The organism is Rhodococcus sp. BS-15 (assembly GCF_000813105.1).
Lineage (GTDB): Bacteria > Actinomycetota > Actinomycetes > Mycobacteriales > Mycobacteriaceae > Rhodococcoides.
Genome location: NZ_BAOX01000005.1, coordinates 1 through 15,484, shown reverse-complemented (window position 1 = coordinate 15,484; position 15,484 = coordinate 1). Strand labels below are relative to the sequence as shown.

Here is a 15,484-nt window from a genome sequence, read left to right as displayed (position 1 = left end):
CCGATTCACAGAACGGCCGGCCCGAAGACTCCACGATCGACGAACGCGACGAGAGCGTCGAGACCGTCGTTGGGCGAGCCCTGCCACAGCCGGGCGAAGTTTTCCGCCGCACCGCCGATCAGTATCGCGGTGGTGGCAGGGGATGCCGGTAGGTCGACTCCCGAAGCCTCGAATGCAGTCAGTCGAGCGACCCAGGGCTCGAACTGAACTTGCATGAATCGCTGCACTTGCCGCGCGAAGTCCGCGTTGACCAGCGCGGCATCACGGAGGGCGTCGATCACCACTCGGTGCCGAGTGAGCAACTGCCAGAACACTTCCACGTGGGGGCGCATCGTCGGGTGCTCGCGTCCCGCCGGATCCTGAGTGGCGACGATGACGTCGGCGTCGTCACCGATCTGCTCGGCGAGGGCGAGCAACAGCTCGTCCTTGCTGGAGTAGTGGTTGTAGAACGACCCTGCCGCTCGTCCGGCCTCGCGGGTGATGTCGACGATCTTGGTGTTCAGGTATCCGGAACGAGCGAACGCGACGCGGGCGGCGTTCTCCAGTTCGACGCGGGTCTGTTCGGCCTGTTGCGCCCGTGTTGTGGCGGCCATGTCTGCTCCCTGCCTGTTGACACCTCTGCCGTCACGATACACACTGAATCATGATTCAGTGAATGCTCATTCGTCGAAAGGGTTGTTATGAAAGCAGCAGTTCTGACCGAGTTCGGTGTACCGAGGTACGCCGACCACGGGAATCCGGCACCCGCCCACGGGCTGGAAGTGATCGACGTGGCGGCGGCGACGCTCAATGCCGTCGACATCGCCATCGCCTCGGGTAAGCACTATTTGAGCCCGACGTCGCTGCCGACGGTGAGCGGCATCGAAGGCGCAGGTACGACCTCGGACGGCCGCCGCGTCTACTTCTCACTGCCCGTGTCGCCCTACGGCTCGATGGCTCAGCAGGCGCTGGTCTCGACGAGCTCGCTCATCGAACTGCGCGATGGACTGGACTTCTCTACCGCCGCCACTCTCGGGAACGCGGGACTGGCAGCGCTGATGCCCCTCACTCACGGCGGGCGGATGGAGGCCGGTGAGAATGTCGTGATCCTCGGCGGAACGGGCGTCGTCGGCCGACTCGCGGTCCAGGCTGCTCGCCTGCTCGGCGCGGGATCGATCACCGTCGTCGGGCGCGACGAGGCTGCACTCGAAGCCACCCGCGAACTCGGTGCCACGGCGACGGTTGCCGTCCGCGACAAGGGCGTGGACGAGCTCGGCTCGGCCATTCGGCAGGCATCCTCCGGCGCGGATGTCGTACTCGATTACACCTGGGGCACAGCCGCTTCGGCGGCACTGCGCGCAGGAAACCGGCTCGTTCGTCTCGTGCAGATCGGTGATCGAGCCGGCTCCGAAATCACTCTACCGGCGCAGCTTCTTCGATCGCTCGGGGCGACCATCGTCGGTTTCATGCCGCTGCACTACGGACCCGATGCCACCTCGCAGGCCTATCGAACCCTGACCGACTGGGTCGCGGCGGGCAAGATCACCGTGGAGTTCGAGAGCGTCCCCCTGGCTGAGGTGGCAGATGCGTGGGAGCGAGCCCCACACACCCGTCACAAGCTGGTGCTACTGCCTTGAATTGGGTCGTTCCTGCAGGCTCCACTCCCGGCCCTGACTCATCGGTCCAACGAGTCGATGAACTCTCTTGTCAATCGAGCGATGTCGTCGGCATGGGAGATCGGTGACCAGTGCCCGGCCGGAATGTCGTTGCGGGTCAGGTCTTTCACCCACTTGCCGGTATCGTCGTAGTGATACGGACGCACCGCGACGTCCTCGGTGTTGACGATGAGGTGCACCGGAATGTCGATGTACCGGTCGCGTGGATTGCTCAGGTGCGGAATGATGTTCGCGCGGTAGAGATTGGTTCCGTTGGTCGCGTCCGACCACAGCGTCGGGTTCTGGGTGACGAGCTTCGGGTCGACTCCCGAGAACTCTTCGAGGAATGCAGGCCAGCCCTTGGCGAACTGCCGCTTGATCCGCAGCGTCGACAGCCCGGGGATGTGGAAGGTGACGGTGTACCACGACGCGCGTACCTGGGCGAGCACCTGCTTGATGCCGGTGAGGGTGGGTTTGCGCAGCCGCGACTGCGACCACTTGCCGAGATGATCGAGATTCGGCCCGGAAATCGATGTGTACGAGCGGATTCGGTCCTTCGCGCGCGGCTGGGCGGCGGCTTCCCATACCTCCACGGCGCCCCAGTCGTGGGCGAGCACGTGCACCGGAGCGTCGGGGCTGACGGCGTCGGCGACAGCGTAGAAATCCGAGGCCAGACGCGCCAACTTGTACGCGGACTGCTCGGTGGGAACCGAGCTCTCGCCTGCACCGCGGGAGTCGTAGCTGATCACCCGAAAGCGATCCTCGAGCTGGGGCACGATGTGGCTCCACAGCTCGTGGGTATCGGGCCACCCATGTACGAGGACGATGGGGTCACCGTCGGGGTTACCGCTCTCGAACACCGCGAGGCGGATTCCCTCGTTGACGACCGTCGTACGAACCGCGTTGCTGCTCAACAGGTTTTCCGTTCTATAGATCGAGTACGAGGCGTGCGCTGCGTGCGCGGGAGACGCAGATGAGCATGTGATCGCGTTGCTCCTCCGGCGTCAACCGTGTTTCGAGGTGCTCGGGCTCGCCCGACAGCACGCGAACCTTGCAGGTGCCACAGAAACCCTGCTGGCACGAGTACGCGATGTTGGGTTTCTGCTGCTTGACCGCCGTCAGCACGGAGGCGTCGGCGGCGACGTCGAGCACAGCGCCCGTGCTGATCAGCTGCACCTCGAACGGCGTGCCGTCGAGAATCGGCGGTGGACCAAAGCGCTCGAAATGCAGTGCGGTGGAGGGACACTCGCGAAAGTCGCGGCGGACGGCGTCGAGCATGGGGGTGGGACCACAGCAATAGACGGCACCGCCGGCCGGCGCGCGCTCGAGCAGTTCGCCCTCGGTCGGGTAGCCGTACACGTCGTCGGTGCGGACGAACACGTGGTCCGACTCCCAGCTCTCGATCTCCTCGAGGAAGGGCATCGTCTCGCGGGATCGACCGCAGTACACGAACTGCCAGTCCATGCCGAGAATCCGTGCGGCGCGGACCATCGCGATGATGGGAGTGATGCCGATACCACCCGCGATGAACAGGGCGCTGCCCTCACCGACGAACGGAAATCCGTTGCGGGGACCACGGACGGTCACCTCGGTGCCTGGCTCGAGCCCGTGCATCTCCATGGATCCACCTGCTCCGGTAGGGATTCGGCGCACCGCGATCCGGTACGAGCTGCGATCGGACGGGTTGCCGCACAGCGAATACTGTCGGCGGCGGCCCGAGGGCAGGTGCAGATCGAGATGGCAGCCCGGATGCCAGATCGGCAGCCGATCCCCCGTCGGCGACGCGAGGGTGAGGGCGGCGACATCGTTGTCCTCGGCGATGATCTCGCGTTCGGTGACGACCAACTTCAGCGCGGAATCGGGATTGTGGCCTGCGACGGCATCGTTGTACTCCGCACCGGCCGCCGCCTGCATGTACCCGTTGAGGAACGTACCGAGCAGCTGCATCGAGCGATCGGGACGTGCTCGTCCGCGCAGGTCCGGCGGCGCATCCTTGGGAAGCAGCCGCGGGACGCGTCGTGAGTTGAGCTTCACCGTGCCGCAGCCTGCGCGGCAGGCGAGGACGCGAGGTACCGGACTGCCTGTGCGGTGGAGCCTTCCTGGCTGGGGTGGTACGAATTCTTCAGGTACCGGGACATACTGCGACCGACGTGCGTCAGCGCGGGCAGGGTGCCGCGTTTCACCGACTTCCGCCACAGAGCCGACCGAGGCTTGCGCACGGACTTGGGCGCGGTCGCCAGCTCCGGGTCGTTCTTCATCAGGAAGATGATCCCGCGCATCCAGATGTACGCCATCAACGGCACGACCACCACGAACGTGCGCAGGCGACGGACCTCGCGCTTGTCGAAGTATCGAAGGGTGTCGTAGGCGACCGAGCGGTGCTCGACCTCTTCGGCACCGTGCCAGCGCAGCAGATCGAGCATGGTGGGATGGATGCCCGCGCGGTCGAGACCGTCGGCGTTGAGCACCCAGTCGCCGAGAAATGCCGTCACGTGCTCGATTGCCGCGATCAGAGCCAGTCGCTCGACCAGGTTGTTCTTCGATCGCAGACTGGTCACCGAATCGGATCCGAGGACCTTGCCGAAGGCCCATTCCATCTGGTCGGTGAAGGGTTTGGGGTCGAGTCCGTTGGCTTTCAGGTGTACGAGTACGCCGGTGTGGGCCTCGGCGTGGACGGCCTCCTGGCCGATGAAGCCGATGACGTCGTCGCGGAGCTTCTCGTCGTCGATGTACGGCAGGGCTTCCTTGAACGTGTCGACGAACCAGTGCTCGCCGGCGGGCAGCAGCAGGTGCAGCACGTTGAGCACGTGCGTGGTGTACGGATCGCCCGGCACCCAGTGCATCGGCAGATCGGTCCAGTCGAACTTCACGTTCCTGGCCTGCAGCATCACTTCGCCGGGATCCGACGCGACGGTGTTCCGTTCGTTCATCGAGCCCACCTCCTCAACATCCGCATGTGTGGCCGATGCCACAGTGCGGGCTTAAGTATAAACATCAGTTACATATAAAAGGAACCGTGTCGGTCGTGAATGAGAGACTGCGAAGATGACCGACTCCTCCCCCGTGTCGATTCCCCCTGCCCCGGCGTCGACTCCCCCGAGTCGAGTCCCTATCGCCTGGCCTGCCGAATGGCCCGCCGAGGTGCGAAAGATCGCCGATGCCACGAACGATGCCCTCGCCGCCGTGGCGGCGCGGGATCCGATCGCGTTCGACGACACCGTCGAACTCCTGGGCCGCTCGGACTCGGTGCAGGCCGGTCACGTGCATGCCGAAATGGTACGCACGTTGCTCGAAGAGGTACATAGCGATGGATTGACCGGCGAGAACGTCCAGGAGGTGCTCGGCCGAACCGTGCGAGGCGCGGACTGGCTGCCGAATCTGGACATCGCCGGGTTCGTCGAGGTGCTCACCGGAGCGCTGGGTGTGACGGACGTCGATGAGCAGCCGCGGTCGAGACCGCGGCCCGCCCATGCCCTGTTGGTGGTGGCGGACCTACTCGCGGTGCGCCGCGGTCGCGCCGAGACCTACCTACGCCTCGCGCTGGCCGATATCCACCGAGCCGAGACGATCGAGATGCCCTAGCGAAGTCTTCGCCTGTCTTGCATACATGCAAGACAGGCGAAGAAAGCGCTACCGACGACCTCGGCGAACTCGAAGCTATGGACACTTTCAGGCTGTTTTTCGTCCCCAACTTCGAGTTCGCGGCGTTGGACGGGGCTACCGATGCAGAATGTTCGCTCCGGCGATGATGGCCCGGACGGCCGACAGGGTTGCGTCGGCCTCGATGGACATCGACCATTCGCGGCGACCGTCGTGCTCGGTCAGGACGAAGGTGGCGGTCTCGTCGCCGACGATCTGCTGGTGGAACGAGAGGATCTCGATGCGGAATCCGGCGTCGTGGAGCATCGACGTCAATGCCTCGATCGGCCCGTAAGTCGTTGCGGCACAGGCGATGATCGTGTCGCCGATGCCGAAGGTGGCGTCGAATTCGATCTTTCCGGCGCTCGCCCTCGTTCCGGTCCACGATCCGAGCCGAAGAGGGCCGGTGGTGGGCGAGAAGCGGTCGGTGAAGGCCGTCCACGTCATGGTGCGCCAGGTGGACTCGGTGATCTCGTCGCGCATCGTGCGCGGCAGAGCGCAACCGAGACGGCCGTGGAAGGGATCTGTGGCGAAAGAAGAAGCAAGTGCATTCATTTCAGTGGTCTTCCGAATGTGAAGGGAGGACCGAGATAGCACGACGACCCGCAGCGAGGGGTCGGTCCGAATCAGACCCCGCTACGGCGGCGTACTACGAGAATGTGCTTCACGTTGTCGAATCTAGCGGCGACGTGGGCTGCGGCGCAAGTATCGAGTGAATTCAGATATCTAGGACACGTGCTAGATGTCCGCAGATATCGCACGATTGGTTGTAACTTTGGCCCCATGGACCCCGTGCGTAACCCCTACGCTCCCGGCGCCGGCCAGCGCCCACCCGAGCTCGCAGGTCGAAAGAAGCAGCTCGACGCCTTCGACGTCGTGCTCGAACGCATCACCCGCGGCCGACCGGAACGCAGCGTCGTTCTCACCGGGCTGCGAGGCGTCGGGAAGACGGTATTGCTCAACCAACTCCGATCTGCGGCCATCGCCCGCGGATGGGGCACCGGCAAGATCGAGGCTCGGCCGGACCAGGAACTGCGTCGACCGCTGTCGTCGGCGCTGCACATGGCGGTCCGTGGAATCGCGGCCTCGCATCGAGATCCCGAACGCGTCGACGAGTTCCTCGGCGTCCTCAAGGCCTTCGCTCTGCGCTCCACGGCCGACAAGGGCATGCGGGAACGGTGGCAACCCGGCATCGACGTCCCGGCGAAGACCGGCCGCGCCGACTCCGGCGACATCGAGATCGACCTCGTGGAACTGCTGCTCGACGCCTCCGCACTGGCAGGCGACGTGGGCGTGGGCATCGCCATCTTCATCGACGAGATGCAGGATCTGGGGCCCGCCGACATCTCCGCGTTGTGCGCGGCCTGCCACGAGCTCAGTCAGGACACCGCGCCGCTGATCATCGTCGGGGCCGGGCTGCCGCACCTGCCCGCCGTGCTGTCGGCGTCCAAAAGCTATTCCGAGCGCCTCTTCAGCTATCACCGGATCGGCCGACTCGAACGAGCGGCGGCCGATCTGGCTCTGATCGCCCCGGCCGATCGCGAGGACGTCGAGTTCACCCCCCGACGCGCTCGACGCGCTGTACGCGGCCGCCGACGGTTACCCGTACTTCGTGCAGGCGTACGGCAAGGCCACCTGGGATCTCGCCGCCGACACCCCCATCACCGTCGAGGACGTACGCGTCGCCGCCCCGACGGCAGAAGAGGAACTGGCCGTCGGATTCTTCGGTTCTCGCTACGAACGCGCGACGCCGGCCGAGCGTGAATACATGCGCGCGATGGCCGAACTGTCGGTGGACGACGGCTCGGTCCCGACCTCGGCCGTGGCGACCGAGCTGGGGCGCAAGCCGGCGTCACTGTCTCCGGCACGGGACGGCCTGATCAAGAAGGGCCTGATCTACTCGGCCGAGCGCGGCACCATCGCCTTCACGGTGCCGCACTTCGGCCGTTACCTGCGGGCGCAGACCGACGAACCTGCGGCGGTCTGACGGACGCCTAGTGTGCGCGGGCTCTTTCGGCGCACAGCTGCTCGAGTTTCCGCACTGCCCGTCGGTCGGAGCGGTCGACGTTGACGAGGTCGGGGTCACCGTCGTAGAAGTCGATCAGACGCTGATCCATCACCGTGCGCCACAGCGGCGGAACCAGCGCGCAGAAGATCATCACCGCGTAGCCGGCCGGTAGCTGGGGGGATTCGTCGACGGTGCGCAGTGCCTGGTACCGGCGCACCGGATTCGCATGATGGTCGCTGTGACGTTGCAGGTGGTAGAGGAACAGGTTGCTCCACAGGTGATCGCTGTTCCAACTGTCTCGGTGGGTCGGCTTGCCGTATCGACCGCTCGATCGCTTCTGTCGCAGCAATCCGTAGTGCTCGAGGTAGTTGGCCGCCTCGTACAGGACGATGGCGATGGCTGCCTGAATCAACAGATACGGCACGATCACCGTGCCGAAGACGGCGATCAGTACCCCGAACAGCAGCACGCTCATGGCGCCGGCGTTGAACAGGTGATTCTTGTGGGTCCACCTCGACATTCCCTGCCGCGCGAGGCGTCGGGACTCGAGCTCCCAGGCCGAGCGCAGACCGTGCACGATCGTGCGCGGCAGAAACTTCCAGAACGACTCGCCGAATTTGGCCGACGCCGGGTCCTCCGGGGTCGCCACGCGCAGGTGGTGGCCGTGGTTGTGTTCGACGTAGAAGTGGCCGTAGAGCGTCTGCGCCAGCGTCACCTTGGAGAGCCAACGCTCGCGGAGTTCGCGCTTGTGACCGAGTTCGTGGGCGGCATTGATGCCGACGCCACCGACGATGCCCACGGTGATCGCGAGGCCGATTCGCTCGGGGACTCCCAACGGCCCGTGCGCCCACAGATAACAGGCGGCGACGAGCCCCGCGTACTGCAGCGGCAGGAACAGGTAGACGCACCAGCGGTAGTACTTGTCGTTCTCCAGCGCGGCGATCGCCTCGTCCGGGGGATTACTGCGGTCCACTCCGGCGAATTTGTCCACCAGCGGCAGGGCGACGCCCATGATCATCAGGCCGAGGGTCCAGAACGCCCCGGGCCCGAGAAGCGATACCAGCCCCCAGGCCAGGAACGGGCTAAGGGGAATGATCAATCCCAGCGGCCAGAGGTAGCGTTTGGGGTCGCGCCACCGCGGCGACGTACTCGTGGCGGACTCATCACGCATTGAAGGTTTCTTCACTCCTGGTCGGTGCCGTGCCCGAGGTGCGAGGACAAATCGGTAGTGGCGTGTCACAACTACATCGCCCGTCCTACCAGGATAGTTACCCAAGCAAATATTTGTAGGTTCCCCGATGGGCCGTCGGACGCCACGCTGCCCTTGTACGGTGACCGGATGAAGCATGTCGAGTCGGCGTTCGTCGGAGTTCACGGAACCCGAATCGTCTACGACGTCTGGACCCCCGAGACCACACCGACCGGGATCGTTGTGCTGGCTCACGGCCTGGCCGAGCACGCTGGCCGGTACCGGCACGTCATCGAACGGCTGGGCTCGCTCAGCTTTGTCGTCTACGCGCCAGACCACCGCGGACACGGGCGATCCGGTGGCAAACGGGTGTCGCTGGAGAAGTGGTCCGACTTCACCGACGACCTACACACGCTGTTCGGCATCGCAGCCGCCGAACATCCGAATCAGCGCACCTTCCTGCTCGGCCACAGCATGGGCGGTGCCGTCGCACTGTCGTACGCACTCGACCATCAGGGCGACCTCGACGGTCTGATGCTGTCCGGGCCCGCAGTGGCACCGAGCGTGGGACAGCCGAAAGCCCTGGTGGCGGTGGGCAAGGTCCTCGGACGTTTCCTACCGGCAATTCCCGTGCTGAAGCTCGACCCCGATCTCGTCTCGCGCGATCGAGATGTGGTCGACGCCTATGTCGCCGATCCGCTGGGTTACCACGGCACCGTCCCGGCGGGCCTGGCCGCAGCCATGCTCGGCGTAGGCGAAACCTTCCCGGCACGGTTGCCGTCGCTGAAGATTCCGGTGCTGCTCCAGCACGGGACTGCGGACGGACTGGCCGATGTCTCGGGCAGCGAACTCATCGCCGAACTCGCCGGATCGGACGACCTGACCCTGAAAACGTACGACGGGCTGTTCCACGAGGTGTTCAACGAACCGGAGAAGGAGCGCGTACTCGACGACCTCGTCGACTGGCTGCGCCCACGTGTACACACCGGCGCTGTAAGTTCCTGACGGATCTTTTCGAAGAAGGGGGTACGACCATGACCAGGCGAGCACTCGTATTGGGCGGCGGCGGAGTCGCAGGTATTGCGTGGCAGACGGGTGTCCTACTGGGATTGGCAGAATCCGGAGCCGACGTCACCGACGCCGAGATGCTGCTGGGAACGTCGGCCGGCTCCTCGGTGGCAGCTCAGATCTCCAGCGGAGTTCCGCTGGCCGAGTTCTTCGACCGCCAAGCCGACGAGGCGAAGCAGGACGACGAGCCGCACGCCGAGGCGACCATCGACGAACTGGTCACCATGTTGGCTCGGGCGGCGCAGAACTCCGACGGCAGTGCACTGGACACCCGCCGACGCATCGGCACCGCGGCACTGGCGGCATCGACGATCACCGAACGCGAGCGTCGCGCCATCGTCGGACGACGGTTGCCGACGCACTCGTGGCCCAACCGCGATCTGAGGATCGTCACTGTCGACGCGGTGACCGGCCGGCACCGGGTTCTCGACCGTGGCTCGGGCGTTCAACTGGTCGACGCGGTGGCCGCGAGCTGCGCCATCCCCGGCATGTGGCCACCGGTGACGATCGGAGATCATCGGTACGTCGACGGCGGTATCCGTGCAAGCGAAAATGCCGATCTGGCAGTCGGTTTCGAGAAGGTGCTGGTGCTCAAGGTCGGCGCGCTCGATCTCGAGGACGATCCCTTCGAGATCGAACGAGAGCGGCTGCTCGCCGGTGGATCCAAGGTGGAAGTGATTGTCCCCGATGCCGATTCGGCGGCCGCCATCGGCCCCGATGCCACCGACATCGCGGTCCGATCGGCTGCAGCCGTGGCCGGACGAGCACAGGGCAATGCCATCGCGGAACGCATCGCCGAGTTCTGGGTCCAGAGAACCCCCTAGCCGAACAGTGCAGCGCCGTTCCCCCAACAGACGGCGCGAACCCAGTCGTCGCCCAGATCGAGTCGGCTCACGGCCTGCAGGGCGTGCAGATACGGGTACGGGATGTTGGGGAAGTCGCTGCCGAACAGAATGCGATCCTGCAGGTCGAGCAGTCGCGGCCGCTCGTGCTTCGGGAACGGTGCACCGGCCTCGGAGAAGTCGGTGAACGCCATCGTGGTGTCCAGTCGAACGTTCTCGTAGCGATCGGCCAGGTCGAGGAACTCGACATACTCGGGCATGCCCATGTGCGCGATGATCAGTGGAAGATTCGGGAACCGTTGCAGCAGCTCGGCAATCGGCCCCGGTCCGGTGTGAGTGCCGGGTGCCGGGCCGGAACCGCAGTGAATCACCACGGGTACCTCGGCGTCCGAGATCGCGCTCCAGACGCCGTCGAGCAGGGGGTCGTTCGGTGAATAGTTGCCGACCTGGATGTGCGACTTGAAGATTCGGGCACCGTTCGTCAAGGCCTGCTCGACGTACTCGGTGGCCCCGTCCTCGGGGTAGAAGGTGGCGGTCTGCAGGCAGTCGGGGGTTCGCGCCGCGAAGTCGGCACCCCACGAGTTGAGCCAGGCCGCCATCGACGGTTTGTGCGGGTAGATCATCGACGTGAACTGTCGTACTCCGAATCCCCGAATGACCTGCAGCCGTTCGTCTTCGGCGAACCGATAGGAGATGGGCCAGACGCTGCCGGTCAGCGGACCTGCACTGTCGAAGTAGCTCCATACCTTGTCCATCACGTTCTTCGGCATGAAGTGCGTGTGGACGTCGAACAGGCCGGGCAGCGACAGATCGGTCCAGAAGGCGACGATCCGTTCCGTCTCCTCGGCGAGTTCGGCGTCGGTGCGCGGTTGCTCAGCGTGCGACATGGGCGTCGAACCACTCGAGAGCCTTGCCCCAGGCATCGGCGGCAGCGTCGGCGTCGAACACGGCAGGGCGGTCGTCGCAGTGGAATCCGTGCTTGCCATGGGCGTAGCGCGTGATCTCCGTGGCCACCGGTGCCGTCGCGGTGATCTCGCGCAGCGTCTCCACGTCCTGGAACGGGATGCCCTCGTCCAGGTCCCCGAAGAAGCCGTGCCATGGGGTCTGGAGAGCGTCGCCCACCGAGCCATCGCGGGATAGCCGAAGCGGCCCTTCGTTATTCCGCCGCCGTAGAACGTCGCTGCCGCACCGAGGGGGGCGTCGAACAGCGGTCTGGAACGCCACACTGCCGCCCATACAGAAGCCGACGATCGCGATCGACGAGGGCTCGAAGCCCAATTCGGCGAGGGCACTCGCCGCTGCGTCCACATCGGAGTCGACCTCGTCCGCTTTCAATCGCCCGATGGCCGCCATGGCCGAATCCATGTCCGAGTAGTCGAGCACGGTGACGCTGTCCTGCCGGTGGAACAGATGCGGGGCGACCGCGACCCACCCCGCAGCCGCGACACGATTGCAGACGTCGACGATGTGGTCGGTGACCCCGAAGGCCTCCTGGATGACGATGACGCCGCCGCGGGCGTCACCGTCGGGCCGAACGACGGTGAGGGGAGTGGTGTTCATCCCTCGATTGGAGCACATCACCAGGAGTGCATGCCGGTAGCGACGGTGAGTTCGGCAGTTTTGTACGGTGGCGTGCAGGGAACGATCCCGACCGAGAGGACAACTCATGCGTGCGGTTCAGATCTCCACCCTCGACGGACCCGATTCGGTGAGCGTGGTGGACATCGACGAGCCTGCCCCGCGCGACGGGTCGGTGGTCATCGAGGTCCATGCCGCGGGCGTTGCCTTTCCCGACGCGTTGCTCACCCGCGGGCTCTACCAGTACAAGCCCGAACTACCGTTCGTCCCCGGTAGCGAGATCGCCGGCATCGTTCGGTCGGCACCGCCGGAGTCCGGATTCTCCGCAGGTGATCGAGTAGCCGCCCTGACCGGACTGAGCGACGGTATGGCCGAGGTCGCCGTCGTATCCCCGGACACGGTGTTCGCGTTGCCCGAGTCGGTGTCCCTCTCCGCAGGGGCAGGGTTGTTGTTCAACGACCTGACGGTGCACTTCGCCCTCCGGGAACGCGGTCGTCTGGCACCGGGCGAGACTGTCCTGGTGCACGGCGCAGCAGGGGGTATCGGAACCTCCGCGCTGCGAATGGCTCCGGTACTCGGCGCATCTCGCGTCATCGCCGTGGTGAGCTCGGAGGCCAAGGCCGACATCGCCCGTTCCGCCGGAGCCACCGACGTGGTGCTCGTCGACGGGTGGAAGGACGCGGTGAAGGAACTGACCGGCGGCCGTGGCGTCGACGTCGTCGTCGATCCGGTGGGCGGTGACCGGTTCACCGACAGCATCCGCTCGCTCGCGCCGTCGGGCCGAATCCTGGTGCTGGGCTTCACCGGTGGCGAGATCCCGACGGTCAAGGTCAACCGATTGCTGCTCAACAACGTCGACGTCGTCGGCGTCGGCTGGGGTGCGTGGTGGATGACGCGCCCGGGCTACCTCGCCACCCAGTGGGCCGAGATCGAACCGCTCCTCGCCGACGGATCGCTCAGCGCACCGGAGCCGTCGGTGTTCCCGGCCGCCGACGCTGCCACCGCCATTGCCTCACTGGAGAACCGTACTGCCGCAGGCAAAGTGGTGCTCGACTTCACGCGCTGAGTTGCGGTCGAGCTGCCGGTTCACTCCGGCAGCTCGACGCCTCTCGCCTCGGCCAGGGCCGCGATCTCTGCAGGGAAGACGTTCTTGAACACGAACGGATCGGTCCCGAGCGCCCAGTTCGGTGCGAGCTCGATGGCGTATCGCTCGAAGTAGCCGAGCTGCTTGGCCACCAGGATCAATTCCTCCGGGCTCGACGTCTTGTACTGCTTGCCCATGCTCACCAGCGCTCGAATGAAGTCCGCCAGGCTGAAGTGCGCGAGGGTTGCCGAGAGCATCGGAGCGAACACCGACTGTAGGATCGCGCCGACCTCGGCATCCGAACCCATCTGCGGGGCAACGATTCCCAGACGCTTGACCGTGCCAGCGAGCCGGGTGAAGTCGCCGTCGATCACGGTGGCGTGGAACAGATCGAGCAGCAGCGCGCGCCACTGCTCGTCCACCTCGCCCATCACTCCGAAGTCGAGGAACGCGACCCTGCCGTCGTCGAGGACCCACACGTTGCCCGCATGCACGTCGCCGTGGAAGAGGCCGTGCAGCACAAGCGCTTCCATCCAGACCTTGGCGGCGCGGCGGACGATCAACTCGGACTGCTCGCCCGGCTCGTAGCGGTCGAGTGGGGAGCCGTGCATGCGCTCCATACAGATGACGCGCCCGCCGCAGTAGTCGAGAAACACCTCGGGCGCGGTGACGTGGGCGTTGTCGCCGAACGCGCCGATGGCCGCGCGAAAGCTGTCCTGACGCTTGGCTTCCACGGCGCTGTCGAGTTCGGCGAAGGTGGCAGCGTGCAGGTCGACGATGATCGCCGACGCGTTGGCCGTGGCGAAGAACGGAATGAACTTCTCGAGTCCGCGAGCGATGAGGTACGCGATACGCAGGTCGATCTTCATGCGGTGGTAGATGCCTCGCCGCTGCACCTTCATGACCACTTCACGGCCGTTGTCGCGGCGCACGCACAGATGCACTTGAGCGACCGAGGCGGACGAGAGCGGCACGTCGTCGAACGAGGAGAACAGGTCGTCGATTCCGCGGCCCAGATCGGCCTCGATCACCGCTCGCGCCTGCGACCCGGGGAACGGTGGCACCTCGTCGAGGCAGCGCAGGCAGGTGTCGGCGAGGACCTTGGGAAACAGCCCTGGTGAGGACCCCATCAACTGGCCGACCTTGACGAAGGTGGGACCGAGAACGAAGAAGGCGTCGACGACGGCCTCCGAGGCGTGCAGCGGCCACCCGCGCCGTGGCGCGCGCACCCAACGGCCGATTGCGACGAATTGGAAGTACGCCAACACCGACCCGATGACGATGAGCCGCAGCAGTTCTCGTACCCCGAAAGTCTTCAGCTCGGGTGCCGGCTTGGGCGTCATACGTGCACCCCCGCAGGCACCCGCGCAGCCGAGGCTTCCAGACGCGCCAACAGTCGATCGAACCGCGTCGCATCGCCGGAGGCACGTGAGAGCACCAACGCGCCCTGAATTCCGGCCACGATCTCCTCGGCCAGTTCGGCTGCGGATTCGCCGTGACCCAGACGGCGCAGTACCGGAGTGAGTGCGTCGATCCAGTGGGTGAAATGCGCTGCGACGCGGCCCGAGAACACCGCCCGTTCGAGACCGAGCGTGAACGCTCCGAACAGGCACACCAGACGATTGGACCGGAAGTATCGAGCGGTCTGCTCGAACATCTCGTGGGTGGTCGACGCGGCATCGGTGCCGTGTCGCAACGGCTCGAACACGTTGTGGTGGAACCACTGCTCGACGTCGTCGAGGACGGCCTCGGCCATCTCCTGCTTGCCCCGCGGAAAGTAATGGTAGAGGCTGCCTTTCCCCAGGCCGGTCTGTTTGCTGATGACCGCGAGGGTCGACCCGTCGAATCCGTGGTCGCGGAACACCCCTGCGAGTACCGGCACCACGTCGTGGCGATCGCTCATGAGCCGGTACTGTACCAATCGGTACACGCCGGGTGTATCGGGGTCGAGCGAGATGGGTCATGCAGCTGTGAAGAGAACTACCGTCCTGGCAGCTGGAGCCTTTCTCGTCGGCGGGGTGACCTATCTGGCCGCCGAGGCCGTCGCCGCGCTCGGGTGGACGGACCGGCCGTACAGCTACGCCCGCAACAACATCAGCGACCTCGGAATCCCGGACATCTCACCGCTGCACGCGGTGATGAACACCGGCTTCATCGTCGACGGCACGTTGTTCGTCCTGGCGGGGCTGGGACTGTCGGTGCTCTTCGAGGGCCGCGCGCGGTGGATCGTGGCCGGTACCTCCGTTGTGCACGGTGTCGGCAGCATCGTCGTCGGGCTCGCCCATGCGTCGGTCGACGGAGCCTCGACGCCTCATGCGGTGGGTGCGGGTATGGCGATCGTCGGCGGCAATCTGGTGCTGCTGGCCGCAGGCCGATACGGCGGCCGCGTCGGCGCGCCGCGTTGGTACACCGTGGGCAGTGCGACTGCAGGAGTGGCCCGGA

General features: G+C 65.6%; 16 protein-coding genes and 1 pseudogene. 7 read left to right on the top strand and 10 right to left on the bottom strand.

The features are described from left to right. Positions 1 to 5: 5 nt before the first annotated feature. Positions 6 to 593 carry a TetR/AcrR family transcriptional regulator gene (locus RHBS_RS01405; protein WP_128644663.1) on the bottom strand — a complete coding sequence of 196 codons (588 nt, stop codon included), beginning with the start codon at positions 591 to 593 and terminating at the stop codon, positions 6 to 8. An 87-nt stretch (positions 594 to 680) separates the two neighbouring features. Here RHBS_RS01405 and RHBS_RS01400 point away from each other — a divergent pair, with 87 nt between their 5' ends. After that, the gene (locus RHBS_RS01400) at positions 681 to 1,616 is read left to right on the top strand and encodes a zinc-binding dehydrogenase (protein WP_128644662.1); all 936 of its coding nucleotides are present in this window, start codon (positions 681 to 683) and stop codon (positions 1,614 to 1,616) included. 38 nt (positions 1,617 to 1,654) lie between these two features. Here RHBS_RS01400 and RHBS_RS01395 read toward each other — a convergent pair whose 3' ends face one another. The 3 genes from RHBS_RS01395 to RHBS_RS01385 form a co-directional block, all read right to left on the bottom strand. Continuing rightward, positions 1,655 to 2,548 carry an alpha/beta fold hydrolase gene (locus tag RHBS_RS01395; RefSeq protein ID WP_128644661.1) on the bottom strand — a complete coding sequence of 298 codons (894 nt, stop codon included), beginning with the start codon at positions 2,546 to 2,548 and terminating at the stop codon, positions 1,655 to 1,657. Between the two features lie 13 nt (positions 2,549 to 2,561). After that, positions 2,562 to 3,581: a PDR/VanB family oxidoreductase gene (locus RHBS_RS01390; protein WP_237668931.1), complete on the bottom strand. Its 1,020-nt coding sequence runs from the start codon at positions 3,579 to 3,581 to the stop codon at positions 2,562 to 2,564. Between the two features lie 83 nt (positions 3,582 to 3,664). Further along, positions 3,665 to 4,564, bottom strand: a complete 900-nt coding sequence (locus RHBS_RS01385; protein WP_128644659.1) for a metal-dependent hydrolase — start codon at positions 4,562 to 4,564, stop codon at positions 3,665 to 3,667. A 115-nt stretch (positions 4,565 to 4,679) separates the two neighbouring features. On the opposite strand from RHBS_RS01385, the gene RHBS_RS01380 reads away from it, so the two are divergent. Continuing rightward, the gene (locus tag RHBS_RS01380) at positions 4,680 to 5,216 is read left to right on the top strand and encodes a hypothetical protein (protein WP_237668923.1); all 537 of its coding nucleotides are present in this window, start codon (positions 4,680 to 4,682) and stop codon (positions 5,214 to 5,216) included. A gap of 135 nt (positions 5,217 to 5,351) precedes the next feature. Here RHBS_RS01380 and RHBS_RS01375 read toward each other — a convergent pair whose 3' ends face one another. Next, the gene (locus RHBS_RS01375; RefSeq protein WP_128644658.1) at positions 5,352 to 5,828 is read right to left on the bottom strand and encodes a 2-isopropylmalate synthase; all 477 of its coding nucleotides are present in this window, start codon (positions 5,826 to 5,828) and stop codon (positions 5,352 to 5,354) included. Between the two features lie 228 nt (positions 5,829 to 6,056). On the opposite strand from RHBS_RS01375, the pseudogene RHBS_RS01370 reads away from it, so the two are divergent. Further along, positions 6,057 to 7,260, top strand: a pseudogene (locus tag RHBS_RS01370) (AAA family ATPase). Positions 7,261 to 7,267: 7 nt separating this feature from the next. On the opposite strand, the gene RHBS_RS01365 reads toward RHBS_RS01370, so the two are convergent. Further along, the gene (locus tag RHBS_RS01365) at positions 7,268 to 8,452 is read right to left on the bottom strand and encodes an alkane 1-monooxygenase (RefSeq protein WP_128644657.1); all 1,185 of its coding nucleotides are present in this window, start codon (positions 8,450 to 8,452) and stop codon (positions 7,268 to 7,270) included. A 168-nt stretch (positions 8,453 to 8,620) separates the two neighbouring features. Between RHBS_RS01365 and RHBS_RS01360 the strand changes: the two genes are divergently transcribed. Together RHBS_RS01360 and RHBS_RS01355 are read left to right on the top strand one after the other, a co-directional pair. Further along, positions 8,621 to 9,475 carry an alpha/beta hydrolase gene (locus RHBS_RS01360; protein WP_121871445.1) on the top strand — a complete coding sequence of 285 codons (855 nt, stop codon included), beginning with the start codon at positions 8,621 to 8,623 and terminating at the stop codon, positions 9,473 to 9,475. Between the two features lie 29 nt (positions 9,476 to 9,504). Continuing rightward, positions 9,505 to 10,362, top strand: a complete 858-nt coding sequence (locus tag RHBS_RS01355; RefSeq protein ID WP_121871444.1) for a patatin-like phospholipase family protein — start codon at positions 9,505 to 9,507, stop codon at positions 10,360 to 10,362. On the opposite strand, the gene RHBS_RS01350 is transcribed toward RHBS_RS01355, so the two are convergent. Both RHBS_RS01350 and RHBS_RS01345 read right to left on the bottom strand, forming a co-directional pair. Beyond that, the gene (locus RHBS_RS01350; RefSeq protein ID WP_128644656.1) at positions 10,359 to 11,267 is read right to left on the bottom strand and encodes an amidohydrolase family protein; all 909 of its coding nucleotides are present in this window, start codon (positions 11,265 to 11,267) and stop codon (positions 10,359 to 10,361) included. The two genes, RHBS_RS01355 and RHBS_RS01350, sit on opposite strands and share 4 nt — an antisense overlap. Continuing rightward, a complete protein-coding gene (locus RHBS_RS01345) occupies positions 11,254 to 11,940 on the bottom strand; it encodes a dienelactone hydrolase family protein (protein ID WP_187298323.1) in 687 nt (228 codons plus the stop codon). The genes RHBS_RS01350 and RHBS_RS01345 overlap by 14 nt, the downstream gene beginning before the upstream one ends. Positions 11,941 to 12,046: 106 nt before the next feature. Between RHBS_RS01345 and RHBS_RS01340 the strand changes: the two genes are divergently transcribed. Next, positions 12,047 to 13,024, top strand: coding sequence for an NADPH:quinone oxidoreductase family protein (locus RHBS_RS01340; RefSeq protein ID WP_128644654.1), 978 nt, complete (start codon positions 12,047 to 12,049; stop codon positions 13,022 to 13,024). A gap of 20 nt (positions 13,025 to 13,044) precedes the next feature. Here the strand turns inward: RHBS_RS01340 and RHBS_RS01335 are convergent, their stop codons facing one another. Beyond that, positions 13,045 to 14,385, bottom strand: coding sequence for an AarF/ABC1/UbiB kinase family protein (locus tag RHBS_RS01335; protein ID WP_128644653.1), 1,341 nt, complete (start codon positions 14,383 to 14,385; stop codon positions 13,045 to 13,047). Then, entirely contained in the window at positions 14,382 to 14,945 is a 564-nt protein-coding gene (locus RHBS_RS01330; RefSeq protein WP_187298322.1) for a TetR/AcrR family transcriptional regulator, read from the bottom strand. The genes RHBS_RS01335 and RHBS_RS01330 overlap by 4 nt, the downstream gene beginning before the upstream one ends. Positions 14,946 to 15,012: 67 nt before the next feature. On the opposite strand from RHBS_RS01330, the gene RHBS_RS01325 reads away from it, so the two are divergent. Continuing rightward, positions 15,013 to 15,484, top strand: a 472-nt coding sequence (locus RHBS_RS01325) for a DUF998 domain-containing protein (protein WP_187298321.1), incomplete at its 3' end; no start/stop codon positions are given.

Coding starts and splice junctions, on each gene's coding strand:
- RHBS_RS01405 (WP_128644663.1), bottom strand. CDS start 593: ATGGCCGCCACAACACGGGCGCAACAGGCCGAACAGACCCGCGTCGAA.
- RHBS_RS01400 (WP_128644662.1), top strand. CDS start 681: ATGAAAGCAGCAGTTCTGACCGAGTTCGGTGTACCGAGGTACGCCGAC.
- RHBS_RS01390 (WP_237668931.1), bottom strand. CDS start 3,581: ATGCAGCTGCTCGGTACGTTCCTCAACGGGTACATGCAGGCGGCGGCC.
- RHBS_RS01385 (WP_128644659.1), bottom strand. CDS start 4,564: ATGAACGAACGGAACACCGTCGCGTCGGATCCCGGCGAAGTGATGCTG.
- RHBS_RS01380 (WP_237668923.1), top strand. CDS start 4,680: ATGACCGACTCCTCCCCCGTGTCGATTCCCCCTGCCCCGGCGTCGACT.
- RHBS_RS01375 (WP_128644658.1), bottom strand. CDS start 5,828: ATGAATGCACTTGCTTCTTCTTTCGCCACAGATCCCTTCCACGGCCGT.
- RHBS_RS01365 (WP_128644657.1), bottom strand. CDS start 8,452: ATGCGTGATGAGTCCGCCACGAGTACGTCGCCGCGGTGGCGCGACCCC.
- RHBS_RS01360 (WP_121871445.1), top strand. CDS start 8,621: ATGAAGCATGTCGAGTCGGCGTTCGTCGGAGTTCACGGAACCCGAATC.
- RHBS_RS01355 (WP_121871444.1), top strand. CDS start 9,505: ATGACCAGGCGAGCACTCGTATTGGGCGGCGGCGGAGTCGCAGGTATT.
- RHBS_RS01350 (WP_128644656.1), bottom strand. CDS start 11,267: ATGTCGCACGCTGAGCAACCGCGCACCGACGCCGAACTCGCCGAGGAG.
- RHBS_RS01345 (WP_187298323.1), bottom strand. CDS start 11,940: ATGAACACCACTCCCCTCACCGTCGTTCGGCCCGACGGTGACGCCCGC.
- RHBS_RS01340 (WP_128644654.1), top strand. CDS start 12,047: ATGCGTGCGGTTCAGATCTCCACCCTCGACGGACCCGATTCGGTGAGC.
- RHBS_RS01335 (WP_128644653.1), bottom strand. CDS start 14,385: ATGACGCCCAAGCCGGCACCCGAGCTGAAGACTTTCGGGGTACGAGAA.
- RHBS_RS01330 (WP_187298322.1), bottom strand. CDS start 14,945: ATGAGCGATCGCCACGACGTGGTGCCGGTACTCGCAGGGGTGTTCCGC.